Annotated in this window: 22 protein-coding genes; 12 read left to right on the top strand and 10 right to left on the bottom strand. The window is 70.9% G+C overall.

What is annotated here, in order from left to right; translation table 11 throughout:
- Positions 1–606: 606 nt before the first annotated feature.
- Positions 607–1,680, bottom strand: a complete 1,074-nt coding sequence (locus VA596_RS23080) for a LacI family DNA-binding transcriptional regulator (RefSeq protein WP_323329923.1) — start codon at positions 1,678–1,680, stop codon at positions 607–609.
- Between the two features lie 52 nt (positions 1,681–1,732).
- A complete protein-coding gene (locus tag VA596_RS23075) occupies positions 1,733–4,456 on the bottom strand; it encodes a glycosyl hydrolase family 95 catalytic domain-containing protein (protein WP_323329922.1) in 2,724 nt (907 codons plus the stop codon).
- Positions 4,457–4,690: 234 nt separating this feature from the next.
- Here VA596_RS23075 and VA596_RS23070 point away from each other — a divergent pair, with 234 nt between their 5' ends.
- The 7 genes from VA596_RS23070 to VA596_RS23040 all read left to right on the top strand — a co-directional run bounded on the left by VA596_RS23070 (position 4,691) and on the right by VA596_RS23040 (position 9,966).
- Positions 4,691–4,879, top strand: a complete 189-nt coding sequence (locus tag VA596_RS23070; protein ID WP_323329921.1) for a hypothetical protein — start codon at positions 4,691–4,693, stop codon at positions 4,877–4,879.
- Between the two features lie 31 nt (positions 4,880–4,910).
- Positions 4,911–5,648 (top strand): NAD(+)/NADH kinase, encoded by a 738-nt coding sequence (locus VA596_RS23065; protein WP_323329920.1) that lies wholly within the window; start codon positions 4,911–4,913, stop codon positions 5,646–5,648.
- A 293-nt stretch (positions 5,649–5,941) separates the two neighbouring features.
- Positions 5,942–7,267: a sensor histidine kinase gene (locus VA596_RS23060; protein ID WP_410171918.1), complete on the top strand. Its 1,326-nt coding sequence runs from the start codon at positions 5,942–5,944 to the stop codon at positions 7,265–7,267.
- A 75-nt stretch (positions 7,268–7,342) separates the two neighbouring features.
- Entirely contained in the window at positions 7,343–7,762 is a 420-nt protein-coding gene (locus VA596_RS23055; protein WP_323329918.1) for a roadblock/LC7 domain-containing protein, read from the top strand.
- Positions 7,759–8,118, top strand: coding sequence for a DUF742 domain-containing protein (locus VA596_RS23050; RefSeq protein WP_323329917.1), 360 nt, complete (start codon positions 7,759–7,761; stop codon positions 8,116–8,118). The genes VA596_RS23055 and VA596_RS23050 overlap by 4 nt, the downstream gene beginning before the upstream one ends.
- Positions 8,099–8,710: a GTP-binding protein gene (locus VA596_RS23045; protein ID WP_410171917.1), complete on the top strand. Its 612-nt coding sequence runs from the start codon at positions 8,099–8,101 to the stop codon at positions 8,708–8,710. The genes VA596_RS23050 and VA596_RS23045 overlap by 20 nt, the downstream gene beginning before the upstream one ends.
- Positions 8,707–9,966, top strand: coding sequence for a cytochrome P450 (locus VA596_RS23040; protein ID WP_323329916.1), 1,260 nt, complete (start codon positions 8,707–8,709; stop codon positions 9,964–9,966). Before VA596_RS23045 ends, VA596_RS23040 begins: the two co-directional genes overlap by 4 nt.
- Before the next feature lie 12 nt (positions 9,967–9,978).
- On the opposite strand, the gene VA596_RS23035 is transcribed toward VA596_RS23040, so the two are convergent.
- From VA596_RS23035 to VA596_RS23010, 6 genes are all read right to left on the bottom strand, one after another.
- Complete coding sequence (locus tag VA596_RS23035; RefSeq protein WP_323329915.1) at positions 9,979–11,193, bottom strand: cytochrome P450; 1,215 nt, start codon at positions 11,191–11,193, stop codon at positions 9,979–9,981.
- A gap of 63 nt (positions 11,194–11,256) precedes the next feature.
- Positions 11,257–12,483: a pentapeptide repeat-containing protein gene (locus VA596_RS23030; protein ID WP_323329914.1), complete on the bottom strand. Its 1,227-nt coding sequence runs from the start codon at positions 12,481–12,483 to the stop codon at positions 11,257–11,259.
- A gap of 76 nt (positions 12,484–12,559) precedes the next feature.
- Positions 12,560–14,164, bottom strand: a complete 1,605-nt coding sequence (locus tag VA596_RS23025; RefSeq protein ID WP_323329913.1) for a beta-1,3-glucanase family protein — start codon at positions 14,162–14,164, stop codon at positions 12,560–12,562.
- Positions 14,165–14,416: 252 nt separating this feature from the next.
- The gene (locus tag VA596_RS23020) at positions 14,417–17,173 is read right to left on the bottom strand and encodes a ricin-type beta-trefoil lectin domain protein (protein ID WP_323329912.1); all 2,757 of its coding nucleotides are present in this window, start codon (positions 17,171–17,173) and stop codon (positions 14,417–14,419) included.
- 152 nt (positions 17,174–17,325) lie between these two features.
- Positions 17,326–18,609, bottom strand: a complete 1,284-nt coding sequence (locus VA596_RS23015; RefSeq protein ID WP_323329911.1) for a fatty acid desaturase family protein — start codon at positions 18,607–18,609, stop codon at positions 17,326–17,328.
- Positions 18,610–18,625: 16 nt separating this feature from the next.
- The gene (locus VA596_RS23010; protein ID WP_323329910.1) at positions 18,626–19,723 is read right to left on the bottom strand and encodes a ferredoxin reductase; all 1,098 of its coding nucleotides are present in this window, start codon (positions 19,721–19,723) and stop codon (positions 18,626–18,628) included.
- A 122-nt stretch (positions 19,724–19,845) separates the two neighbouring features.
- On the opposite strand from VA596_RS23010, the gene VA596_RS23005 reads away from it, so the two are divergent.
- The 5 genes from VA596_RS23005 to VA596_RS22985 all read left to right on the top strand — a co-directional run bounded on the left by VA596_RS23005 (position 19,846) and on the right by VA596_RS22985 (position 23,643).
- Positions 19,846–20,829: a sigma-70 family RNA polymerase sigma factor gene (locus VA596_RS23005; protein ID WP_323329909.1), complete on the top strand. Its 984-nt coding sequence runs from the start codon at positions 19,846–19,848 to the stop codon at positions 20,827–20,829.
- Positions 20,830–20,902: 73 nt separating this feature from the next.
- Positions 20,903–21,916, top strand: coding sequence for an RNA polymerase subunit sigma-70 (locus VA596_RS23000; RefSeq protein ID WP_323329908.1), 1,014 nt, complete (start codon positions 20,903–20,905; stop codon positions 21,914–21,916).
- Between the two features lie 22 nt (positions 21,917–21,938).
- Positions 21,939–22,691, top strand: a complete 753-nt coding sequence (locus tag VA596_RS22995; protein WP_323329907.1) for an isocitrate lyase/PEP mutase family protein — start codon at positions 21,939–21,941, stop codon at positions 22,689–22,691.
- Positions 22,692–22,705: 14 nt separating this feature from the next.
- Complete coding sequence (locus tag VA596_RS22990; RefSeq protein ID WP_323329906.1) at positions 22,706–23,473, top strand: DUF899 domain-containing protein; 768 nt, start codon at positions 22,706–22,708, stop codon at positions 23,471–23,473.
- Positions 23,470–23,643: a hypothetical protein gene (locus tag VA596_RS22985; protein ID WP_323329905.1), complete on the top strand. Its 174-nt coding sequence runs from the start codon at positions 23,470–23,472 to the stop codon at positions 23,641–23,643. Before VA596_RS22990 ends, VA596_RS22985 begins: the two co-directional genes overlap by 4 nt.
- On the opposite strand, the gene VA596_RS22980 is transcribed toward VA596_RS22985, so the two are convergent.
- Entirely contained in the window at positions 23,621–24,454 is an 834-nt protein-coding gene (locus VA596_RS22980) for a CPBP family intramembrane glutamic endopeptidase (protein WP_323329904.1), read from the bottom strand. The two genes, VA596_RS22985 and VA596_RS22980, sit on opposite strands and share 23 nt — an antisense overlap.
- 47 nt (positions 24,455–24,501) lie before the next feature.
- On the bottom strand, positions 24,502–25,386 hold the full coding sequence (locus VA596_RS22975; RefSeq protein WP_323329903.1) for an alpha/beta hydrolase family protein: 885 nt from the start codon (positions 25,384–25,386) through the stop codon (positions 24,502–24,504).
- Between the last annotated feature and the right edge of the window lie 83 nt (positions 25,387–25,469).

Genomic DNA, 25,469 nt, shown 5'->3' with positions numbered 1-25,469 from the left:
GGCGGCATCTCGAGGCGCGGCGCCGCGTGGCTCTGGGGATTCGCAGGATGAGTGTGGTGGGCGGGGCGGGTGCCGAGCTGCGGCTCAGCGCCTTGGTGACCAGTTGCGACGCGGTTCGGCGCGGGGCCACGGGTCGAAGGCGCCCCGCAGGCGACCGCCGCGGTCATGGGCCGGCGGCAGCTCGGGCGCGGTCGCCATGCGGCTCCTCTGCCCTCGCCTGGATCCGGCGGGACGAGTGCGGTTGCCGTGATCGTGGCGGGTATCAAACCGCAGCTCAGTGCCAGGTGGGGCGTTGCGCAGCTCTTTGGCTTTGCCGGATCCGCGCGTGATGAGTGTGGTGGGCGGGGCGGCTCAGCACCCGGCCGAGCGCAGCGCGACCCCGAGGCCCTCGCCGGACCCCGCGCGGTCGCCGTCGAGGTGGGCGAACAGCAGCTCGGGGCGCGGCGCCGAGCTGCTCGCGGGATGGGTGTGGTGGGCGGGCTCAGCACCCGGCCGAGCGAAGCGCGACCCCGAGGCCTTCGCCGGACCTGCGCGGTCGCCGTCGAGGCGGGCGAACAGCAGCTCGGGGCGCGGCGCCGAGCGGCTCGCGGGATGAGTGCGGCAGGCTCAGCGCCCGGCTGAGCGCAGTGCGACCCCGAAACCCTCGCCGGAGCCGCGCGGTACCAGGGTGGTCGGCAGCACCACCCGCCGCGGGCGGGACCGGTCGCCGTCGAGGCGGGTGAACAGCAGCTCCGCCGCCCTTCTTCCCAGCTCGCGGGGGTCCTGTGCCACCACCGTCACGCCCAGCACCTGGGCCAGCTCCGAGTCGTCGAACACGACCAGTGCCGTCCGTGGCGCTGCGGACTCGGCGATCGCCCGGGCCACGCCGCCGACCAGGCGGGGGTTGTCGGCGAACAGCGCCGTCGGGGCGTCGGGTGTGGCCAGCAGTTCGGCGGCGGCTCGGTGGGCCGCCGCCGCGTCGACGGCGTCCGTGCGGACCGCGTGCGGTTCCAGGCCCGCCTCGGCCAGCGCGGCCTGGAAGCCGCGCAGTCGCTCGCGGGCCGTGTGGATCACGGGGGAGTGGCCCACGTAAGCGATCGCCCGGTGGCCCTGCCCGAGCAGGTGCGTCACGGCCTGCCCGGCGCCCTCGGCGTGCGCGGCCAGCACGCAGTCCACCGGCAGCCGCTGCGGCGGGCGGTCGGCGAACACCATCCGCGTGCCGACGTCCAGTTCCGGGCGCAGGTGGTCGTGACGGCGGTCGGCCGACACCACGATCAGCCCGTCGAGGCGGCGCTCGACGAACGTACCGAGCAGCCCGCGTTCGCGCGCGGGATCCTCGTCGGAGCTGGCGACGAGGGTGGTGAACGACCGCGCCGTGGCGACCTGTTCGATCGCGCTGAGCATCCCGGCGTAGAACGGGTCGGCCAGGTCCGCGGCGAGCACGCCGATGCCGCCGGCGGGCCGGTCGGTCCGCCGCAGCCCGACGGCGTTGCTGTTGGGCCGGAACCCGAGCCTGCGGATCTCGGCCTGGACGCGGCCACGCACGTCGTCGCTGATGAACGGGTAGTTGTGCACCACCCGCGACACCGTCTTGACGCTCACCGACGCGGCCGACGCGACGTCGCGCATGGTGGGCCGCCCGGTGGGCGCCGGTCCACGCCGGCCGCCCGCCGGCCGCTCGGCATCCGGGGCTCGGGTCACGGCCGGACCCTACCTCAGGCCCGGACCGTTGCCCGGCAACAGGATTCACCCGCTACGTCACGCGCAGGGCGTCGATCATCCCGACGGACGTGCTGCGGTTGACGATCCGGAAGGTGTGCTGCCCCGAGGCGAGGCCGCTCTTCTGCCAGACCACCTGCTGCACCTGCCGGGCGCCGTCGGCGTGCAGGTCGACCGTCGCCTGCAGCGCGTTGTCCAGGTAGACGTCGACCGTGCCCATGTCGCCGTTGCGTTCGGAGAGGTACTGGATACCCGTTCCGGTGAAGGAGTAGGTCGCCGTCGCGCCCACGACGGTCGAGTGGTGGGTGTCGTCGTTGTAGTCGCCGTAACCGCGGTTGGTGGTGGGGAACCAGTTGCCGTCGTAGCTGACGTCCGTGTCGTTGACGAGGCCACCGCCGCTCGCGTTGAGGCCGAGGGTGGACGCCGTGCCGCTCAACGCCTTCGCGCCCTGGTTCGGGCTGCCGGTCAGCCGCGTCGTCGCGTACGACGTCAGCGGCTTCGCGGTGCGTTCGACGACGTAGGTGGCGCCCGAGGCGGTCGGGAACTCGAACTCCGCGGCCGTGGTGGTCAGGACGGTCGTGTTGTCCGACGTGCGCCGCACCCGGACCTGCTGCCCGCTCCACGGGTTGACGACGCGGGCGGTGGCGCCCCACTGGCTGCGCAGGCCGACGTACTTCGTCTCGTTCGCCTCGCGCTCGGAGCTGACGAGGAAGCCGTTCTTCGCCAGCAGCGTGAACTTGCCGACGAACGACGAGTTCGCGGGCGCGGCCGGGAAGACGCGGATCTTGTCGTTGTACGACTGCAGCAGCGCCTCGTTCATCGCGGAGAGGTTGACGCCGTGGTATTCGAAGACACCGTTGGTGTTGCTGGTGAAACCGTTCGGGTAGTTCTGGTACTGCTGCAGCATCCGCTTCATGCCGGTGAAGGCCTGGTCGCCGAGGCCGAGCCGCGCGGCCTGCACGGCGTCGTTGGCCCAGACGTTGCCGTAGGGGAACGGCCGGCTGTTCCACGTGTTCAGCGCGGTCTGGTAGTCGCCGGCCCCGATGCCGGTCACGTTGTAGGGCCAGATCAGCTCCGACGCGACGTTCTCGCCGTTGCGCGTCTGGGACAGCGGCAGCTGGTGCGGCTGGTACGCGCCGTTCTGCTGCGGGTAGGCGACGAGGTTGTCGAGGACGCGCTGCCATTCGGGGCGCAGGCTCGCGTCGGCGCCGAGCTGTTGCGAAACCTGGATCGCGATGGGGAAGATGCTGCGCACGGCGGCGAGATCGGTGATCGCGTTCGGGACGTTCCAATAGGTTTCGTGCGCGTTGGAGTTGGCCATGTAGTACTTGCCGTTGCTGTCGACCGAAAGCATGCGCGAATAGAACTTGGCCGTCTCCCGGATGAACGGGTAGGCGACGTTGCGCAGATAGCTGTCGTCGTTGGTGTAACGGTACTGCAGGTACATGTTGTACGCGGCTTCGTACCCGGTGGAAAGGATGTTCTTGGTGTAGTCGCTGTTCACCGTGCCGCGCGCGTTGCCGTCCCAGCCCATGGTTTCCGGCACCCACAACCCGTCGACGCCATACCGTGTCTGCGTATACGACTTCAGCGCGGCGTAATTGCGGCTGTAGAGGTTGTTGAAGGTGTTCATCAGGTCGACGTGGTTCGAGGCGAGGAACGAGTTGTAGACGTCGCGCTGGTTCCAGTACCAGTAGGCGTTGCTCCACTTCGTCTGGTCGCCGGTCGCGCGGAAGACGCCGTTGATGAAGTGGTACGGGTAGTTGCCGTAGCCGCCGGCGGCGATCAGGTACGTCGAGAGGTAGTAGACGTTCTCGAGGTAGTCGGCGTCGCCGCCGAGCCCGCCGTACTGGACGAAGGACTTGCTCCAGAAGTTGTGCCACCAGTTGCGGTACGCCGTGTACGTGCTCTGGTAACCGGCGGACTTGACCGCGCTGAGCGCGTTCTTCGCCTGGGTGACGGAGTTGTTGCCGGGTGCGTTGAGCCGGGTGCTGGCGGTGAACCACACGGTGTAGCTCGAGGTGGGCGTGATGGTGAGGCGCACGCGGCTGTTGTTGACGACTGACGCGCTGTAGTTCGCGCCCTCGACGGTGGCCGCGAGGGTGTAGCCGAACTTCTGCGCGTCGGTCTGGCCACGGCTGAACCCGGCGCCGGACGCGTCGGCGTAGCTGGACACCTGGCGCCAGGTGGTGATGTCCGGCACGTCGCCGCTGTTGCCGAGATTCGCGACGTCCCACAGTGACAGCTCCAGCGTCACGGCGCTCACGCCGCCGCGGGTGTCGTCGACGTGGATGCCCATGACCTCGGAGCCGGGCTGGCCCATGACGGTCACCGTGCGGTTGCTGTCGTACTTCGTGGTCAGCGTCCCGTCGTAGAGGGACAGCCGCTGCTGGTAGGTGCTGTAGCCGGAGTCCATCGCCGGGGTGGTGGCCAGGTTGACCAGGCCGGCGCCGAAGGCGGTCTGCTGCGAGGCGTCGACGTTCGACACCTGCATGGTCAGGCCGTTCTGCTGCCACGCCATTGCCCCGGTGCGGCCGTTGCCGACGGTCAGGCCGTAGGCCGGGTTGGTGTTCGGCCGGTTGTAGACGATGTCGTGTTTGGCCAGGTAACCGGCGTAGTCCACGTCGAGGCGGCCGGCCGAGGAGGAGAACGCGGCGTCGCCCGGCGCGGCGACGGCCACGGGCGCGGTGAGCACGGCCCCGGCCAGCGCGGCGACGGCGAAGGTGGTGGACAGGCGTCGAACGGTCGTCGTCAGCACGGGCGGCACTCCCCGACCTCGATGGCGGATGGACGACACCTCACTAGCCCACCATAGATCTGATGAATAGATCAGATCTTGAGTGAAGGCTGCGAGATGGCTGGCGTGGATCCCTGCTAGAGCCCTGTTAAGCAGTTGTAGCAGACTCGTGACACCACGTAAAGAACCGATGTCTGGACCTTTGACGCGCAGACCGGGAAGCGGCTCCGCCGCCGGACGGCCAGAATGATCGGCATGACGGCTTCCGAGATCACCCGTGTCGGCGTAGTGGCGCACCCGCGGAAGCCGGTGCGCGACTCGGTGGACGTGCTGGTCTCGTTCGCCGAGCGGCGCGGGGTCGAGCTGGTGGTGCGCGAGACCGATGCCGCGCAGGTCGGGGCCGGGGTGGCGGTGGTGTCCGACGCCGAGTTCGCGGCCCGATGACACCGCGCCCAGCCTCGGCGGGGACGGGACGATGCTGGGCGCGATGCGGCTGGCCGTCGACCGGCCGGTGCCGGTGCTCGGGGTGAACTACGGCAACGTCGGGTTCCTGGTCGAGATCGCGCCGCCCGAGCTCGCCGCCGCGCTCGAACGGGTGCACGCCGGGGACTTCGAAATCGAGCCGCACAGCTGCGTCGCTCTGGAAATTGCGCTGGAGGAGGGCGACGCGAGCGCGGTCGCGTTCAACGACGTCGTCGTCGGCGGGGCCGAGCCCGGGGCGACGGTCGAGGTCGACCTGCTGGTCGACGGCGCGCAGTTCGGCTACTACCGCTGTGACGCGCTGATCCTGAGCACCCCGACCGGCTCCACCGCCTACAACTACGCGGCCGGCGGGCCGGTGATCTCGCCGGCGGCGGAGGTGCTCGCGGTGACGCCGGTCGCGTCGATGTCGGGCGTCAGCCGCTCGATCGTGCTGCCCGCCCGCGACGTCGTCACGTTGCGTGGCGCGGCCCGCAGCGCCCCGCCGGTGCTGCGCGTCGACGGGAACGCGTGGCGGCCGCTGGATCCCGCCACCCCGCTGACGGCGACCCTGCGCCCGGACGCGGCCCAGGTCGTCCGCCTGGATCCCGGCCGGCACGCCCGGCGCAGCCGGGTCAAGCTCAGCCTGCTCGATCTGCCGCTGCGGCCCGAGCAGATGGCCGAACTGCTGCCCACGGACATGCGCGAGGATCTGGCCCGTCTCCGCGAACGCCGTCAGCTGCCGGAGCACTGAACCGGACGCGGAATGCGGTAACCCGGGTATTCGAATCCGCGCAAGGGCAAATCCGCCACGCCGTCGAAGACGTCGATGTGGATCACGGCCGAACGCGCCCGGGAACGAAGTGAAACCTGTTCGTGATCTCCGTCGGCAAACCGAGTAGTGTTCGGGCACCAATCGGACTCGAGGAAGTGGAGCGGATGTCGGAACGACCGCCCGCACAGCATCGGGAAGAACGCCAGTCAGTCGGCCGGGCCGTTATCGGGGTACTGGTCACCGCTGTCGTCGCCGCCGCGATCTGGACTTGGGTGTCCTTGTCGGTTTCCGGTGGTCAGGGGGTTGTCGTCGCGATCGCGGGCGGGTTCACCGGGATCGTCGCGTGCGTCGCCGTGTTCTTCGCGCTGCGCCGCACCGACCAGGTCGCGCAGGCGGCCGGGCAGACGCAGGCCGCGCTCGACGAAGCCAGGCAGGCACGGGAATTCGTCCGGTTCAGCGACGGTGAACTGGCCCGGCTGCTCGACCAGACGGTGCCCGACGCGGTCCGGCGGCTGCGCGGTGGCGCGCCCGCGGACAGCGTGCTGGCCGAGGTCCCGCGCCCCGCGGACGAGCTCCACCAGCGCGTTTTGCGGCTCCTGGTGGACGAAATCGCCGTCGGGGAACGCCGCCGCGCCGCCGCGACGGCCGCCTGCGCGAACGCCGCGGGCCGGCTGCAGGCGCTGGCGACCAGCACCCTCGGCGACCTGCGCGAAATGGAGAACCGGTCGTCCGACGCGATGCTCGGGGATCTGCTGAAGGTGGACCACAGCACCGCGCAGGCGGGCCGGCTGGCCGACAGCATCGCGGTGCTCACCGGCGCGCGATCGGGCCGCCGCTGGACGAAACCGATCCGGATGGAGAGCATTCTGCGCGGTGCGCTCGGCCGGATCGGCGCCTATCAGCGGGTCAGGGTGCATTCCGCGAGCGGGGTGGCCGTTGTCGGTTATGCCGCGGAAGACGTCATGCACGCACTCGCCGAACTGATGGACAATGCCACGAAGTTCTCGGCACCGTCGGAAGAAGTGCACGTTTATGTCGAGGATCTGCACAATGGGGCAGTCATCACGATCGAGGACGGCGGCCTCGGGATGAAGGCGCAGGCCCTCGTCCGCGCCGAGCGGGCGGTGGCGCTCGACCGGCCGCTCGACCTGACCTCGATGTCGGGGACCCGGCTCGGGCTCGCGGTCGTGGGCAGCCTGGCGCGCAAGCACCAGCTGCACGTCTTCTTCCGGCCGTCCTCGCGCGGCGGGATCGGGGTCGTCATGCGCATCCCGACGCAGCTGATCACCCAGCCCCGGCCGGAAGCGCTGCCGGACGCGGAGCCGCAGCCGGCCGCGAGTGCGGCCGTCGCGTGGCCCGGACCCGACACGAGCCACGAGATCGCCGGCGACCTGACCGAGCCGTCCGAACTGCCGAAACGCTCGCGCGGGCAGACGCTGACCGCCGCGTCGCGCCGGCCGCCGTCGCCCACGCCGAGCCCCGCGCGGGCCGAGCGTGACTCCGGTTCCCGGTTCGGCGCCTTCCAGCAACGGCGCAGCGGCGGTGCCACGCCGTCCCGTCACGCCGCTTCGCCGGCGGAGACCGGCGAAGACGCGTGACCCGCCGCCCCGCCCGTACACCCGCACCCCGCCAGATTGGAGCGAGGGGACCCGCCAGCCCGGTCCCCGGATTCGATGACTGATTCGGACAAGAGCCTCGAATGGCTCCTCGAAAACCTCGTGGCCAACACGGCCGGCGCCTGTCACGCCCTCGTGCTGTCCCGCGACGGCCTGAAGCTCTGCCACACCCAGGGGCTCACCGTCGACCGCGCCGACCAGCTGGCCGCGATCGCCGCCGGCGTCCAGGCGCTGGCGCACGGCGCGTCGGTCGAGTTCGGTGATGGCACCGGCGGCGTGCGCAACTCGATGACCGAGTTCCACGGCGGGATCCTCTTCATCGTGGAAGCCGGGGTCGGTTCGCACTTGGCGGTCATCGCCACCGAGGACGCCGACGTCGGCCTGATCGGGCACAACATGGACGAGCTGGTGGAGCAGATCGGCTCGGTCTTCACCGCCCCGCCGCGCTTCATGGCGGCCGACAACCCGGCTTCGTGACCCGCTCGGCGCTCGACGGGGAGGACCCGGACCGGCTCTACACGGTCACGGGCGGGCGCAGCAGTGCCGACGACATCGACCTCGATCTCGTGACGCTGATCGTCCGGGAGTCGCTGCCGTCGGCGGGCATGCAGTCCGAGCACGTCCGGATCCTCGAAATCGCCGCGCGGCCGACGTCCGTCGTAGAGCTGTCGTCGTACCTGGCCCTGCCGGTGAGCGTGATCAAGATCCTGCTCGCGGACCTGCTGGCCACGGGCAAGGTGTCCGCCCGACACCCGTCTTCGGCGCAGGCCGCGGGACGGACCTCCGACTCGGAATTCCTCAAGAAGGTGCTCGTTGGACTCCGCAATCTCTGAACACGACGAACGGCTCCCTCTCGCCGAGACGGCGACCGACGGCCTGAAAATCGTCATCGTCGGCGGCTTCGGCGTCGGGAAGACGACGATGGTCCGGTCGGTCAGCGAAATCCGGCCCCTGAGCACCGAAGAGACGATGACCCAGGCCGGGGTCGGCGTCGACAGCACCCGGGGCGTGCAGGGCAAGACGACCACCACGGTGGCGTTCGACTTCGGCCGGATCAGCCTCGACGAGCAGCTGGTGCTCTACCTGTTCGGCGCCCCCGGCCAGGAGCGGTTCTGGTTCCTCTGGGACAGCCTCTTCGCCGGCACCCTCGGCGCCGTCGTCCTGGTGGACGCCCGGCGGCTGGCCGAGTCCTGGTACGCGATCGACCGGCTCGAGCACCACGGGACGCCGTTCATCGTGGCCCGCAACAACTTCGGCCCGCCGAAGCACAGCCTCGACGACGTCCGCGCCGCGCTCGACCTGTCCGACGAGGTGCCGCTCGTCGACTGCGACGCCCGCGACCGGGACTCGTCCAAGCAGGTGCTGATCTCGCTCGTCGACCACCTCTACACCCTGTCCACAGTCCGGGAGGGCGCATCATCGTGACCGGTTTCCAGACCAGCACCCCGGCGGAGACGATCCCCGCCGCGGACCGGGTCCGGTTGTACGGACCCGAGTTCCAGAAGGATCCCGCCGCGCTCTACGCCCGGATCCGGCGGCAGTACGGCGGCGTGGTCCCCGTCCTGCTCGACGGCGACATCCCCGCCTGGCTGCTGACCGGCTACCGCGAGATCCACCAGGTGTGCCAGGACTCGCAGCTGTTCGCCCGCGACACCCGCCGCTGGAACCAGTGGGGCAACGTCCCGGAGGACTGGCCCCTGCTGCCGTACGTCATGCACAACCCGTCGGTGATGTTCACCGAGGCCGCGGAGCACCGGCGGCGGGCCGGCGCGATCGGGGACGCGCTGTCGGCGGTCGACCAGTTCGACCTCAGCGCGCACTGCGAGCGCATCGCGGACCGGCTGGTCGACGAGTTCGCGGGCAGCGGCGAAGCCGACTTGATCGCGCAGTTCTCCCAGCAGGCGCCGCTGCTCGCGCTCGCGAAGATGTACGGCATGCCCGACTCGGAGGCGCCCGCGCTGGTGCGGGACGTCGCGCTGTCCCTGGACGTCGGCCCCGAGGCGCTGCCGGCCTACGTCCGGGTGCAGGAGGCCATGGCGCGGCTGGTGGCGGCCAAGCGCGAACAGCCGGGCGCGGACGTGCCCACCGCGATGATGCAGCACCCGGCGAACCTGACCGACGACGAGGTCGTCCAGGACCTGCTCGTGGTGACGGCCGCGGCCCAGCAGCCGACGGCGAGCTGGATCGGCAACACCATCCGGCTGATGCTGACCGACAGCCGGTTCGCGATGACGCTGTCGGGCGGCCGGGGGAGTGTCGGCCAGGCCCTCAACGAGGTGCTGTGGCACGACACGCCCACCCAGAACTTCATCGGCCGCTTCGCGACCCGCGACACCGTGCTCAGCGGCGTCCGCGTGCGGCAGGGTGACCTGGTGGTGCTCGGCCTGGCGGCCGGGAACGCCGACCCGCACGCCCGTCCCGACGCGGCGGCCGGTGCCCTGGGCAACCACGCGCACATGTCGTTCGGCCACGGCGAGCACGGCTGCCCGTACCCGGCGCCGGAGGTGGCCGAGGTCATCGCCCGCACCACCGTCGAGGTGCTGCTGGACCGGCTCCCGGACCTGGAACTGGCCGTCCCGGCGGAAAACCTGGTGTGGCGGCCGTCGGTGTGGATGCGCGGGCTGGAGAGCCTGCCGGTGGTCTTCACCCCGGTCCACGTCGCGGGACCGGGGCCGTGGTGACCGCTCGGGTGGCTACGCCGGGGTGAACGTCACCGGCAGGGACGCCGGTCCCCGGGTGAACACCCCTTGTTCGCCCGGGACCGCGCCCTCGGCCAGGCGCAGGTCCGGCATGGCGTCGAGCAGCTGGTTGACGCCGACCTCGATCTCCGTCTTCGCCAGCAGCGCGCCGACGCAGAAGTGGCGGCCCAGCGCGAAGGAAAGGTGGCTCGCCGCCGCCGAAAACGCCGTCTCCGTAGGGAGATCCGTGCGGAAGATGTCGAACGCACCCGGGTTCGCGAAACGGCGCGGATCGCGGTTCGCGGCCCCGATCAGGCAGGTGACCGTGCTGCCGGCGGGAATCGTCTCGCCGGCGATTTCGACGGCTTCCGAGGGCTGGCGCATGATCATGTGCACCGGCGGGGTGTGACGCAGGGTTTCCGCGAACGCCTTCGGGATCAGGCTGCGGTCCGCGCGCACGGCGTCGAGCTGCTCGGGGTTCTCCAGGAGGTTCCGGAACAGGCTGGCGATCGCCTTGTCGGTGGTCTCGCCGCCGGCGGCCAGCAGCAGGCTGACGAAGGCCTTGATGTCCTCGTCGCTCATCGTGGTGCCGTCGACCTCGGTGGCGCAGAGCGCGGAAAGCAGGTCGTCGCCCGGGTTTTCGCGGCGTTCGCGGATGACCGGGATCATGTACGCGGCAAGCTCGTCGTGAGTCTGCAAGCCGGCCGCGGTGACGGCTTCGTCCTGGCTGAGGTTGCCGAGGAAGGCGATGATCGCGCTGTACCAGCGCTGGAACCGGGCGTGGTCGCTCTGGTCCAGGCCCAGCATGTCGACGATGACGTTGATCGGGAAATGCCGCGCGTAGTCCGTGACGAGATCCGCCGACCCGCGCCCGCGGAAGACGTCGATGAGCTGTCGTGAGTTCCGTTCGATCACCGGGCGGAACTTCTGCTCCAGCTCGTTGCCCCGGAACGCGGGCGCCACCAGCGCGCGGCGGATCGAGTGCTCGCGGCCGCTCATCTGCAGGATGGTCCGGCCGTGCACCGGTTCCAGTTGCCAGCCGTAGTTTTCGGTGGTGAAGGCGCTTTCCTTGAAGGCGCGGGAGACATCGTCGTAACGCGAGATGATGTAGCTCTGCATTCCTTCGTGCCAGATCACCGGAGAATGCTCGAGCATGACGTCGTAAGCGGTGTACGGATCGGCGGCGAACTCCGGAGACAGAATGTCCGGTGCGTGCCCTGCTGAAGTCACGAGACTCCTTTGCTCGGCGGTCGAGCAGACAGGCTATCGGGGATAGTTGCCATGGCGAAAGACCTACGAATCGGCGACAACGGTCCGCGGTGACCCCTCGGCGGACAATTTCCGGCCCGGCGGCCACACGTGCCCGTCGGTGTCACTCGTCACCTGGGCGTGCTCGAGCACGACACCCTGTCCGAAGGTCGCTCCAGCGAAGGACACGAGGCCGCCGAAGACGGCGCCATCAGGACTGGCCGCGCCGTCGACGGTGCGAACCCCGCCGAACAGCGCGTCGCCGCTGAACTCGGCACCGTCGAACATCGCGCCGTTGCGGAACCGCGCGCCACGGAACAGGGCCGAGCCGTGGAACCGCGTCCTGGTGAAGTTCGCGGTCCTGTCGAAGATCGCGCCGCCGAAGACGGCGTAGCCGTCGAACCGGACGTCCTGGAAGCGGGTCCAGCCGGCGAACCTCGCCCCGCCGAACCGGGCGTTGCCCATCCGGCAGCCCCGGAAGTCGAAGTGGCACAGCAGCGCGCCGGTGAGGTTGAGGGTGATGCCCGGCCAGTACTCGGCGCGCTCGACCCGGGGATCGTCGCCGGGGAAGAGGTGGTCGGCCAAGACGCGTTGCGCGGTTTGGCGGACTTCGAGTTCTTGTTCGTTCGCGGGATCCCCGGCCTCGCTTGCAGTGCTTTGACCTGGTTCGGGCGACCGAAGCGATGACCACGGTGGCCGGTGAGCGCCGTCCGGGAGGGTGTACGGCAGACGCAAGTACGCGCACAGGAGATTGACGATCGTCTGCCGCTGGCCGGGGGTGTTCTGCGCGAGCCGTTCGAGCGCGTAGAGACCGGCGAGCCGGATCGGCGCCTTCTCCGACCCCAACTGGTCGGCCGCCTTGGTGTACAGCTCGGTGATCCGGCGTTCCACCGCGTCGACGGCCGCGTCGTCCGCGAGGCGCAGCTGGTGTGCCCGGTTGTCCGCGGCCACCTGCTCGACGTGGTCCTGCGCGTGGTCCCGCTGCGCCAGTTCGGCTTCCTTGCGGCGGAGGTCCAGCTCGCCCAGCCGTTGCCGGCGGGCGGCCAGGAGCAGCGCCACGGCCCCGCCGGCACCGAGCACCACGTTGCCGGTCGCCCGGAACACGTCCAGCCGCGCCTGGTCGGCCGGGGTGCCGGTGCCGAACAGCACCAGCAGCAGCCAGAGCGTGCTGATCGAGAGGACCACCACGACCAGCCCGGCGATCACGATCGCGCGGGTGGTGAGGACCCTGTCCAGCCGTTCGGGGTGCTCGTTCTCATCGTGTGTGCGCACAACACGACTCTGTCACAGCGGAAGACAGCGAAGAGGGGACCGCACTCGCGGTCCCCTCTTCACCAAGCCCGGTGGATCAGCCGCGGTGCCACTTCTGGTTCGCGCCGCCGGTGCAGTCCCACAGGACCAGGGGTGCCTTGTCGTTGCCGTTCCAGCCCGAGATGTCGACGCACTTGTTCGCCTGCGGGTTGACCAGGTCGCCCGCTCCGGACAGGACGAACTGCTGGGCCGCGTTGCCGCTGCACGTGGCGATCTGGATGACCGCCCCGTTCGCCGTGGAGCCCCAGGCGACGTCCATGCACATGTTGTTCTGCGTGCGCAGCGTGCCGCCGGTGAACGTCCAGTCCTGGGCGATGGTGTTGTTGCAGCCGTAGGTCTGCAGGGGCACGCCGTCGGCGAAGTTCTGGGACGGCACGTCGATGCACTTGCCGTTCCAGTCGCTGATGACGCGGTTGCCCGACGTCGGCGGCGGGGTCGTGCCGCCACCGCCGGTGAAGCTGTTCAGCGTGATGCCCGCGGAGCGGGGGCTGCCGTCGTTCACCAGCGACTCGAAGTTGCCGACGTCGTCGAAGGCGAACGCGTAGGCCTTGCCGTCGGCCATGTTCGCGTGGATCAGCCGCGCGTACTGGTTGGTGGGGTTGCTCTTGTAGAAGTCGCCGGCGTTGGTGCTCGGCTGGGTGTCGATCGTGCCCAGCGTGCCGCGGTTGAGCGCGGCGCACAGCGTGCGGGAGATCGGGCCGACGACCTGGTCGTTCGGGGCGGCCAGCGCGCCGTCACAGCCCCAGACGTTGGCCGAGGACGGCTTGGTGAAGGAAGCTACCTGCTGGCCGGCGGTGTTGGTGAAGTTCATGACGTTGCCCGACGTCCGGCCGAAGTACTTGGTGTTCGGCTGGTCGCCGAACGGGACGACGGTCAGCGTCTTGCCGGTGTAGGCGTTCCAGGCGGAGTTGATGTACGGGTCGAGGTAGGTGGTGCTGAGCTGGCCTGCGTCGGCCGCCTTGCCCGGCGCCAGCACGCGCAGCACGGTGCCGTCCGAGCGGGTGTAGACGGAACCGCCCCAGCCGGACTGGCCCTTGATGCCGTTGATGACGTTGTCACGCCCGTTGGCCACCAGGGTGCCGGTCGAGTTCACGGCACCGGAGCTCGTCGTGACGCTCACCGTGTGCGGGACGGCGAACATGTCCACCTGCGAGCTGTTCAGCCACAGGCCGGCGTCGTTGTAGGTGAACTCGCTCCAGTCGAAGAGGATGTCGCGGTTCGAGTCACCCCCGGCCCACGGCGCGGGCTGGACGAGGCCGTCCGGCGTGAGGTAGAAGTTCAGGCGCTGCCCGAGGGAGAAGTAGACGCGCCCGGAGATGTAGCGGGGGATCTGGATCGTCGTGCTGCCGCCGTTGCCGGGGCCGGCGATGGAGACGTCGGGCGCCGGGGTCGGGGGGTTGCCGCCGCCGCTCCACGGGGTGAAGGTGCCGCCGGCGTTGACGTAGCCGAGCCGGCCGGTGTTCAGGTTGACCCCGAGCACGTACAGGTAGACGGCGTCCGCGCGGCCCGTGTTGTTGGTGACGGACAGGGGCAGCAGCGCGGGGCCGGACGCGGCGGCGGGCGAGGCCCCGCCGGACACGGCCAGCGCCGCGACCGCCGCGAGGGCGGCGATGATCGCGGTCAGTTTTCTTCGAGTGCGCACCGGCGACTCCTTTGTCCAGGGTGGGTGGCTCCGGTTCGAATCCCGAAGGCTGGACGTGACAACGTCGTCAGCGCGCAACCATCACGAGGGGCGCGGACACCTCGGAACTCTGGAGCGGGCCGAACGGGGTTTCACGGGCCGAAGATCGTCGAGGGAGCAGAAGCCGACGGTAAGCCTGTGCCGCTCAGTGGGTCAATGGTCTAGACGTATATGAGAGTCAGTCGTGCAGCCGCGTTGCCCCGGCGACCGCCCTCAGCCCCGCGACCACCGCTGGTTCGCGGCTCCGGTGCAGGTCCAGATGACGAACGGGGTGCCGTTGGTGGTGCCGTGGCCGGTCACGTCGAGGCACTTGCCGGACCCCGCGTTGACGACCGCGCCGCCGCTCTGCACCCGCCACTGCTGGGTGGGGGCGCCGGTGCAGTCGTAGATCTGGACCGCGGTGCCGTCGGCCGTGCCGCCGCCGGCGGTCTCGAGGCACTTGGTGTCGAAGACCTTGAGCTGGTTGCTCGTGGTGGACGTCCAGGTCTGGTTGGTGCCGTTGTTGCAGTCCCACAGCGCCGGGACGGTGCCGTTGGCCTGGTTCGCCGCCGGGACGTCGGCGCACTTGCCCGACTCCTGGGCCTTCAGGATGCCGGCGGTCTCGGCGCGCGCCCACTTCTGGTTCGCACCGCCGTTGCAGCCCCACAGCACCAGCGCGGTGCCGGGGGCCGTGCCGTGCCCGGTCGCGTCGAGGCACTTGCCCGACCCGGTGTTGACGACCGAGCCGTCGGCGTTGACGGTCCACTGCTGGGCGCCGCTGCCGTTGCAGTCGTAGATCTGGACGACGGTTCCGTCGGCCGTGCCGCTGTTGCGGGCGTCCAGGCACTTGGTGCCGTAGACCGTCAGCTGGTGCGCCGGGGTCGCGGTCCAGCTCTGGTTGGCGCCGCCGGTGCAGTCCCACAGCGCGACGGCGGTGCTGTTCGCCTGGCTCGCGGCCGGGACGTCGGCGCACAGCCCGGACTCCTGGCCCTTGAGGATGCCGCCGTAGTTGCCGTCCGCGTTCGGGGTGACGGAGAAGTTGTCGAAGAGGTTCGTCTGGTACCCCACGACACCGACGCCGGCGAGGCCGGTGGTGAACGATGTGTCGGTGACGCTGCCGAGCGTGGCGCCGTCGAGGGTCGCGGTGATCTGGTTGCCGCTGAAGCCGAGCTTGACGTTGTGCCAGGTGTTCAGGCCCAGCGCCGTGTGGGAGCCGGACGCGAGGGTGGTGAGCACGCCGCCGCTGCTGTTCTTCGCTATGGACCACGCACCGGTGTCGGCGATCCGCAGCTGGTAGGCGGCCTGGTGGCTCTGCGGGCGGTTCTGGGTGTTGGCCCGGCCGAGCAGGGTCACGGTACCGGCCTGCTGCATGTCGACGTCGGTGCCGACGGTGTAGTTGCTCCACTGTGGATCGCCGGCGAGGGTGAAGGCGTCGCTGTCGTCCTGCCAGTTGATCGGCCGGACGGGCGCGACCTGCTGCAGGCACTGCCCGCCGCGGCCGGCGGTGCACGGTCGTACCTCGAACGAGCCCTGCATGTCGGAGAAGTACTTCGCCGCGCTGTGCGTGCTGTAGCCGTCGAAGTTGTCGGAGTAGGGCAGGCCCAGGTTCCCGGCCGGGGGACTGGTCGCGGTGCCCTTGCCCTGGCCGGTGGTCGTGGTGACCGTGTAGATCCGGTTCGGTTGCAGGGTCAGGGAATACGTCCCGGACGCCGGGGTGACGTCGGCCTGCTTCACGAAGTAGTCGGCGGGGTTCGACGAGCCCAGGTCGGTGGACCAGACATGCACGGTGCCGGTGTTCAGCCCGCCGGACGCCGTGACGTTCACGGTCTGGGCGGCCGTCGCGCCGGTGGTCTCGTAGATCGTCGAGTAGTCGGTGCCGGTGGCGGGTTTCAGGGAGATGTAGCTGCCGTTCGCGCGGTTGCCGCCCAGGTAGCCGCTGGCCGAGCCGGTGAGGAACTTCCAGCCGGGCTGGGTGAACTGGGCGACCTGCGCGTTGGCCCACAGGTTCTTCCCGAGCGCGTACGTGCCGGACCACGGGGTGTTCGCGGTCGCCAGCGCCACCGTGCTGTAGGGCAGGTTCGAGTACAGCGCGGCCACCAGCGGCCAGTTCATGAACCCGGTCATCTGCCCGTCGAGGTAGCCCCGGGTGATGGTGCGGATGTAGGCGGCCGAACCGGTGTTGAAGTCCTGCGAGCCGAATTCGCTGGCCCACAAGGGTTTCCCGGTCGCGACGGCGTTGGCGGACGACCCGCACGTCGTCGCGTCCGAGAGGTAGCCGCACGGGTAGTGCGAGCCGACGACGCCGACGGCGGCGTTGAACCCGCTGTCGGACAGCATGTCGTCGGCGGTGTTCCAGCTGCTGTCGTCGCCGACGATCTGGATGGCGCCGTAGCCGCGGGAGTTCAGCGCCGCGCGCAGGTTCTTGTACCAGGTCTTGTCGTGGCCGCGTTCGTTCCAGCCGCCGAGGTAGGAGATCGTCAGGCCGTGCTGCTTCGCGCAGTCCAGCCAGGAGATGTCGTAGTCGATCATGTCCTGGGACCAGAAGTTCCCGCCGCCGATCCAGCCGGGCGCGGCCCAGGGCAGCGCGACGAGCTTGATCCCCGGGTTGCGGGCGACGGCCTGTTCACCGAGCCAGAACTCGTACCCGGCGTTGCAGTTGATCTCGCCGCGCACGTGCTGGTGGCTCGGTTCGGCGCCGTCGGTGGAGTTCGCGTCGCCGCCGATCTCCAGCTTCAGCAGCTGCACGGCGGCGCCGTAACCGGGCTTGAACAGGTAGTCGAGGATCTGCGCCCGCTGGGTGGGCGGGTAGTCGATCAGCAGGCGGGAGTTGCCGCCACCGCCGCTGATCGCGCCGACACCGTCGAAGGTGCGCCCGGTGCTGCCGCCGTTGACGGCGATGGTGGTGGCCGCGCCGGCGGGCGTCGCGGTCACCACCAGGGTCGTCGTGGTCAGCAAGGCGGACAGGGCCAAGAGGAGGAACCGGCGGAACATGGGGGTGCTCCTTCGGACAAGGTGACAACGTTGTCGATCGCCTTCGTTCCAGCGAAGTCCCGAACGGGCGGGAAGTCAAGGAACGCCGGCGAAGCTGTCCGGTTATCGGTCTTGTCCTCGGGCGCAACGGTTTGCGCCGATCGGCGCCGTCCTCAGGCGGCGCGCTCCACCGCGTCGCCCTGGTACGGGCCGGGCTTCGGGCGGGCCTTCCCGCCGGGGAAGGCGAGCCGCAGGATCGTGCGGTGCACGGTGCCGAGCTGCCGGGACAGCGGCCCGGTGTTGTACGGCAGGCCGTAGCGGCGGCAGATCTCCCGGACCTGCGGCGCGATCTCGGCGTAGCGGCTGCTGGGCATGTCCGGGAAGAGGTGGTGCTCGACCTGGTAACCGAGGTTCCCGCTCATCAGGTGGAAGAACGGGGAGCCGGTGATGTTCGCCGCGCCGACGAGCTGCCGGACGTACCAGCCGCCGCGGGTCTCGTCCCGCACCTCCTCCTGGCCGAACGTGTAGGTCTGGTCGGGGAAGTGGCCGCAGAAGATGATCGAGTGCGCCCAGAGGTTGCGGATGATGTTCGCGGTGAAGTTCGCCCAGAACGTCGCGGCGAACGTGCCGCCGCCCTCCTCGCGGATCGCCTCGAGCTGGGCGCGCACCGCGCCCTTCCGGCGCCGGCCGCCGGCCCGGTCCGCCAGGACCCGCAGCCGCGACCGGGGTTCGGGCTTCACGAGCCGCCCCACGGCCGTGGCGGCGAGCGCGCTCACGAGCGGCCAGCCGACGTAGTCCTTCAGGATCTGGTCGCGCGCCTTGCCCGAGATCCCCTTGATGTCGTGCCACACGTCCTTCATCGGCTTCTCGCCCGCGCGGATGGCCTCGACGTCGAGGTCGTGGACGGCGACGCCCCATTCGAAGAAGGCCATCAGCAGCAGGTTGTACAACGGCTGCGCGAGGTACGCCGGGTGCCACTTCTGGTGCGGGTCGATGCGCATGATCTCGTACCCGAGGTCCTTGTCCTTGCCCCGGATGTTCGTGTACGTGTGGTGGATGAAGTTGTGGGAGTGCTTCCACGCGGCCGCCGTCGAAGCGGTGTCCCAGTCCCATGTGGACGAATGGATGTACGGGTCGTTCATCCAGTCCCACTGACCGTGCAGCACGTTGTGCCCGATCTCCATGTTCTCCAGGATCTTCGCGAACGCCAGGCAGCCGGTGCCCGCCAGCCACGCCGGCTTGGACCGGGAGCCGAGCAGCAGCGCGCGGCCGGCCACCGCGATCTGGCGGTGCAGCTTGATGACGCCCTTGATGTAGCTGCGGTCGCGCTCGCCCAGGTCGGCGCGGACCTGGTCGTGGATGGCGTCGAACTCGCGGGCGAGCTCGTCGAGCTGGTCCGCGCTCAGGTGCGCGAACGGGTGGGCGGCTTCCGGGGACAGGGTGTTCTGCGTGGGCATGAGTTCCTTTCCTCGCTCAGAGTTCGACCGTGACCGGGCCTTCGGCCCCGTGCACACATGTGCGCACGATCTCGTTGTTCATCTGTGTGACGACGTTGGTGCGCAGGTCGCGGATCCGGCCGTCCCGGATCGGCAGCACGCACGTGTGGCAGACCCCGACCCGGCATCCGAAGGGCATGTCGACCCCCGCCTTTTCGCCGGCGGCCAGGATCGGCGTGCCGGGCGGGCAGTCCGCCTCGACGTTGCGGTGCGCGAACCGCACGGTGCCCCCGGACCCTTCGGCGGCGTCCCCGCCGACGATCGGCTGGAACCGCTCGTGGTGCAGCCGATCGACGTCGCCGTGGCGCTTCCAGTGCGCCTGCAGCGCGTCGAGCAGCTCGCCGGGGCCGCAGGCGTAGGTGTCCCGGTCGCGCCAGTCCGGGCACAGGGTGTCCAGGTCGGCCGGGGTGAGCCGGCCGTCGCGGCCGGTGATGCGCAGCTCGAGGCGGAAACCCTCGTGCCGCTTCTCGAGCGCGGCCAGTTCGTCGCCGAAGGTGACGCCGTCCTCCTCCCGCGCCGAGTGCACGTGGACGACGTCACGCAGGCCAGGCCCGGGATCCAGGTGGCGCAGCATGCTCATCACCGGCGTGATCCCGCTGCCCGCGGTGACGAACAGCAGGCCGCGCTCGAGCCGGTCCGGCAGGGTGAAGGCCCCTTCGACCTCGCCGAGCCGCACGACCTCACCGGGCCGCGCCCGCTCGACCAGGTACGGCGAGACGACACCGCCGTCGACCTTCTTGGGGGTGACCGAGATGAGCCCGTCCGCGCGGTCGGGGCTCGAGGTCAGCGAGTACGCGCGCCAGTGGTGGACGCCGTTGATGACCACCCCGAGCCGCACGTACTGGCCGGGCCGGTGCCCGACCCAGTCGAACCCCGGCCGGATCAGCACGGTGGCCGCCTCACCCCGTTCGGGCTCGACGCGCTCGACCCGGCCGCGCAGCTCCCGCGTCGACCACAGGGGGTTGATCAGTTCGAGGTAGTCGTCCGGCCGCAGCGGCGTGAACAGCCACCGCACCGCACGCAACGCCCGCCGCCGCAACGGCGACGCGGGAGGACGCATCCCTACTTCCGCCATGGCAGTTGAGTGTACAGGCGTGCACTCAACTCGCAGCCTGAACCACGCCCCGGCGCCCAGTTCCCGGCCCGGCCGGTGTCCGTACGGGCGTCGGAACACGAGTCGGGTGGAAGGGTGCAGGGGTGTCGACCGAACTGATCACCAGGGCGCGGGCGGGGGACGGCGGCGCGTTCCGCGAGCTGACCGAGCCCTACCGGCGGGAGCTGCACGTGCACTGCTACCGCATGCTCGGGTCCTTCCAGGACGCCGAGGACGCGGTGCAGGACACGCTGCTGGCCGCGTGGCAGGGCCTCGCCGGGTTCGAGGGCCGCGCGTCGGTCCGCACCTGGCTCTACCGGATCGCCACGAACCGGTGCCTCAACGTGCTCCGCTCGACCAGCCGGCGCCCGGCCAAGGAGTGGGACGTCCCGCGGTTCGAGCCGCCCGCGCCATCCCGGCTCGGCGAGGTCGTCTGGCTGGAGCCCTACCCCCAGCACCTCCTCGAAGCCGGCCTCGAAGTCGGCCCCGAGGCCCACTACGAGCAGGCCGAAGCCGTCTCGCTGGCGTTCGTGACGGCGTTGCAGGTCCTGCCCGCGCGGCAGCGCGCCGTGCTCATCCTGCGTGAGGTGCTCGGCTACCACGCGGACGAGGTGGCCGAGATGCTCGGCTCGACGGTCGAATCGGTCACCAGCGCCCTCAGACGCGCTCGGGCGGGCGTGCGGCGCCGCCCGCAGGAACCGCCACCCGCGCCCGGCACACCGGCCGAGCAGGCCCTCGTGGCGAAGTTCGTCCGGGCCTACTCCGCCGGGGACGTCGACGCGCTGGTCGCGCTGCTCACCGCCGACGTCCGCGTCTCCATGCCGCCGATCCCGCTCGAGTACCACGGCCGCGACGACGTGGCCCGCTTCTACGCCGGGATCCTCCGGCACCGGGCCTACGACCTGGTGCCGGCGCGGGCGAACGGCCAGCCGGCGTTCGGGACCTACCTGCGCGATCCGGACAGCGGCCGACGGCACGGCGCGGGCCTGCTCGTGCTCACCCTCGCCGGCGACCGGATCAGCGCCCTGACCCGCTTCGACAACGACGTCCTCCCGTCGTTCGGGCTGCCCCGCGTCCTTCCGGGCTGACCGCCGACCACTTTCCGGCGTGGGCGGTGTCTGTATCTCCGAGAGATCTCCGAGAGCGACGGAAGGGGACACCATGCGAGGGGCCGGGGAGCTGCTGGCGTCGGCGCGGGCGGGGGACGGGGAGGCGTTCCGCGAGCTCGTCGAGCCGTACCGCCGCGAGCTGCAGGTGCACTGCTATCGCATCCTCGGCTCGGTGCAGGACGCCGAGGACCTGCTGCAGGAGACGCTGCTCGCCGCGTGGCGCGGGATCGGCGGCTACCGGGAAGGCGCGTCGGTGCGGACGTGGCTCTACCGGATCGCGACCAATCGCTGTCTCAACGCGCTGCGCGACGCCGAGCGCCGGCCGCACGGCGACGCGGCCCGCCGATCGGAGGTCCCGTTGCCCGAACCGACCCACCGCCGGGCGGAGCCGAGCTGGCTGGAGCCCTACCCCGACGTGCTGCTCGACGGGCTCGCCGACCACGCACCCGGGCCGGAGGCGCGGTACGAGGCCCGGGAGTCGGTGTCCCTGGCGTTCCTGGCCGCGCTGCAGCGCCTGCCGCCGCGGCAGCGGGCCGTCCTCGTCCTGCGGGACGTGCTGGGCTTCCGGGCCGCCGAGGTCGCGGACATCCTCGCCGCGACGGAGAACGCGGTGACCAGCGCGCTGAAACGAGCCCGCGCCGCGCTGGCCCCGGATCCCGGCTGGGCGGGCACCCCGCTGCCGGACTCGCCGGAGGAGCGCCGGGTCGTGGCCGAGTTCACCCGCGCGTTCGAAGCCGGTGACGTCGCGGCGATCGTGGCCATGCTGACCGGCGACGCGTGGCTGACCATGCCGCCGCTGCCGCTGGAGTACCGGGGCGCCGAGGCCGTCGGGCACTTCCTGGCGACCGTCGCGCTGCGCGAGGGCGGCCGGCGGGTGCTGGTCCCGACCCGGGCCAACGGCCAGCCGGCGTTCGGCTACTACGTCCGCGATCCGGCGTCGCCGATCCTGCACGCGCACGGCCTGCTCGTGCTGACCCTGACCGGGGCCCGGATCACCGCGCTGACCCGGTTCCACGACAACTCGCTGCTGCCCGCGTTCGGCCTGCCACGGTCGTTGCGCGCTTGAACATCCGACGAAAGGACCAACGATGAGTGAGACGGACCTGAAGGCCCACGCCGAAAAGCTCCGCGGGCTGCACAGCGGCCCGATGCTGGTGCTGCCCAACGCGTGGGACGCCGCCAGCGCGGTGATCGTCGCCGAAGCGGGGTTCCCCGTGGTCGCCACGGCCAGCGCCGCCATCTCGGCGATGCTCGGCCACCCCGACGGCGAAGGCGCGCCCTGGCAGGAGATGTTCGCGGCGGCCGGGCGGATCGCCCGGGCCGTCCCGGTCCCGGTCACGGTGGACGCCGAGGCCGGTTACGGCCTGGCGCCGGGGGAGCTGGTGGACCGGTTGCTGGAGATCGGCGCGGCCGGCTGCAACCTGGAGGACACCGACCATCGCGCCAGCGGCCTCGCCGACGCCGACGCGCACGCCGAGTGGCTCGCGGAGGTCCGCGCCGCCGCGACGGAACGCGGCGTCCCGCTCGTCGTCAACGCCCGCGTCGACGCTTTCCTGCCTGCCAGCGGGATCCCCGAGCCGGACCGCGTCGCGGAGACGGTCCGCCGGGGCCGCCTGTACCTGGAGGCCGGCGCCGACTGCGTCTACCCGATCGGTGTCCGCGAGCGCCGCGACCTCGCCACCCTCGTCGCGGAACTGCCCGGCCCGGTCAACGGCAACACCGGCGACCGGCTCGACCTGGCCGCGCTCCGGGAGCTGGGCGTGGCCCGGGTGTCCTACGGGCCCCGGTTCTACCGCGCGGCGCTGGCCGGCCTGAAGTCCGCCGTCGAGGAACTGCGCTGAAAGCGAGAAAGACCATGACCCTTCCCGAAATCGTCTCCCGCGACGAGTGGCTGGCCGCCCGGCTGGAGCTGCTCGAGCGGGAGAAGGCGGCCATGCGCACGCAGGACGCGGTGACCGAGTCGCGCCGCGCGCTGCCGATGGTCCGGATCGACGAGGAGTACACCTTCGACGGCCCGGCCGGCGCCGTGCGGCTCGTCGACCTCTTCGAGGGCCGCAGCCAGCTGATCGTCTACCACTTCATGTGGAACAACGCGGCGGCCAGAGCCCGCGGTGCCCAGGCCTCGGACGAGGGGTGCGCGAGCTGTTCGTTCACCATCGACAGCGTCGGCCGGCTGGACCACCTGCACGCCACCGGCACGACGTTCGCCCTCGTCTCCCGCGCGCCCCTGGCCGAGATCGAGCCGTTCCGGGCCCGGATGGGCTGGACGATCCCGTGGTACTCCTCGGCGGGCAGCGACTTCAACTTCGACTTCCACGTCACCAACGACGAATCCGTCGCGCCCGTCGAGTTCAACTACAAGAACGAGGAGACGTTGGCGCGCAGCCCGAAGACCGCGTTCGTGACCAAGGGGGACGGACAGGCGATCAGCGTCTTCGTCCGCGACGGCGACACCGTCTTCCACACGTACACGACCTACGGGCGCGGCACCGAGTTCCTGATGAGCACCTACCAGCTCCTCGACCTGACCCCGATGCCCCGCCCGCGTTACGTCAACGAATGGCCGTACCACGACACCTACGGCCGGGAAACGAGCAGTTCCTGCCACTGCGAGCCGGCATGATCGCGTCGACCTCGCTGGGCTGGGTGTTCGTTCTCGCGCTGGCGGCCGCCGGGGCGTGGTTCGCGATCCGCGGCCTGCGCCCCGGAACCCGTGCCGCCGAACGGGTTTCCCACCTGGCGCACGTGGTCATGGCCGCGGCGATGGTCGTCATGCTCTGGCCGGCCGGGTGACCGCCGCGGCCGGTCGCGGGCTGCGGCCGAGCAGCGCGAGCACGACGACCAGTTGCACCGCCAGCACGAGCGCCTGCGTCATGGGTGCGGTGGCGGTCAGCAGGGCGACGGTCGTGTTGACGCCGAAGTGGACCGCGATCGACGCCACGACGCCCGCTCGTTCGTAGGCGTAGCAGGTCAGCAGGGCCATCGGGACGACGCTGAGGCAGAACAGCAGCCCGCTCCAGCTGACCAGCCCGAACGACGACTGGACGGTGCCGGTGATGAAGAACAGCGGCAGGTGCCAGACGGCCCACACGACACCCAGCAGCAGCCCGGCCTGGAGGCGGCCCATCGACGCGCGCAGGCGCGGGTACGCCGTGCCGCGCCAGCCGGGCTCCTCGGCCAGCGGGCCGCCGATCAGCATGCTGACGACGAACGGCACGGGTCCGCCGAGGGTCGCGATCAGGTCCTTTCCCGCGGTCAGGCTCGGCGCGGGCCCGCCGAGGGCGCCCGCGAGGTACGCGGCGGCCACCACGGTGGCCGAGGCCAGCGCCAGCAGGGGCACCACCCAGAGCCACCGCACGCCCGGCCGGGAGCTCACCGCGTGCGCGGGGGCGTCTTCGTGGCGGCGGGCCCGGCGCACGCGGAGCACGATCGCGCCGACGACCGGGCCGAACCCGCCGATCAGGTAGGGGATCGCCGTGGGCGAGCTCAGCGGCGATCCGCCGAGCAGGATCGCGACGAGCCAGCAGGCCCAGCTCGTCGTGAACGTGACGGCCCAGAAGAGCGGCAGGCCGGTTTTCCGCCGGACGGGGGAGGTGGTGGTCACTGGGTTCCTTCTCTTTCGAAGATTGGGTGGAGGCAAGGCGAAATTTGTCAGGACAGTTCGGCGGCTTTCAGCTGGTGAGCCAGCCAGCCGGACACCTGGGTGAGCAGGCCGGGGTCGACCGGCCGGCGCAGCAGCTTCGGGTAGGAGCGCACCGACGCGGCGCCGGGGTCGCGGCGCAGCAGGTGGGTGAGGTCGTCGATCCGGTGGATCTCGGCCTGGCCGGGCACGAGCCGGCGGATCTCGGCCAGGTCCGCGGCGTCGGTCTGGAGGTCCTTGCCGCCGGTGATGGCGAGGACGGGGACCCGGACGGCCGCCAGGTCCGCGCGCGGGTCGTGGGCGAGCAGCTCCCGCATCCATCGGGCGTTCAGCCGCCGCCCGGCCACGCGCGTGCTCCCGGCCTTGATCCGGGCCAGCTGCCGCCTCGCGACGGCCCGCACGACCGGCCGTGCGAATCCCGGTAGCTCGCGCACGATGTTCCCGGCCTGCCAGCGCAAGGCGTCTTCGCCGGGACGGGCGAACCCGGCCAGCAACACCACCGCGGCGACGTCCGGCCGTGCGCCCAGAGTCATGGCGTGGACGGCGCCTTCGCTGTGCCCGACCACGGCGACGGCGTCCGCGCGGATCTCGGGACGCCCGGCCAGGGCGCGCACGGCGGCGGCGCCGTCGCGGCGGTTGTCGGTGAACCCGGTCGCGCGCCAGTCGCCGGGGGTGGCGCCGACACCGCGCCGGTCGTAGCGCAGCGTGGCGATCCCGGCGTCCGCGAGCGCGGCGGCCAGTGCCGGTCCGGTGTCCACGCGGAGCCGGGCGGTGTTGCCGTCGCGGTCCAGCCGCCCGGACCCGTGCAGCAGTACGGCGGCCGGGTGCGGTCCGGGGCCGCCGGGCAGGGCCAGGGTGCCGGCCAGCCGCAGGCCGTCGTCCCCGGTCACCGTCATGTCGACTTCCCGCACGGGCTTCCCCCAACATTCTCGATCGTGAAAACATTCTCAACGGCGAGAAAGGTATCGCATGTGAGAAC

It is taken from the genome of Amycolatopsis heterodermiae, assembly GCF_034929455.1.
GTDB classification, from domain to species: domain Bacteria; phylum Actinomycetota; class Actinomycetes; order Mycobacteriales; family Pseudonocardiaceae; genus Amycolatopsis; species Amycolatopsis heterodermiae.
Note: the sequence above shows the minus strand (reverse complement) of the source record. Positions and strands in the feature narration are given on the sequence as shown.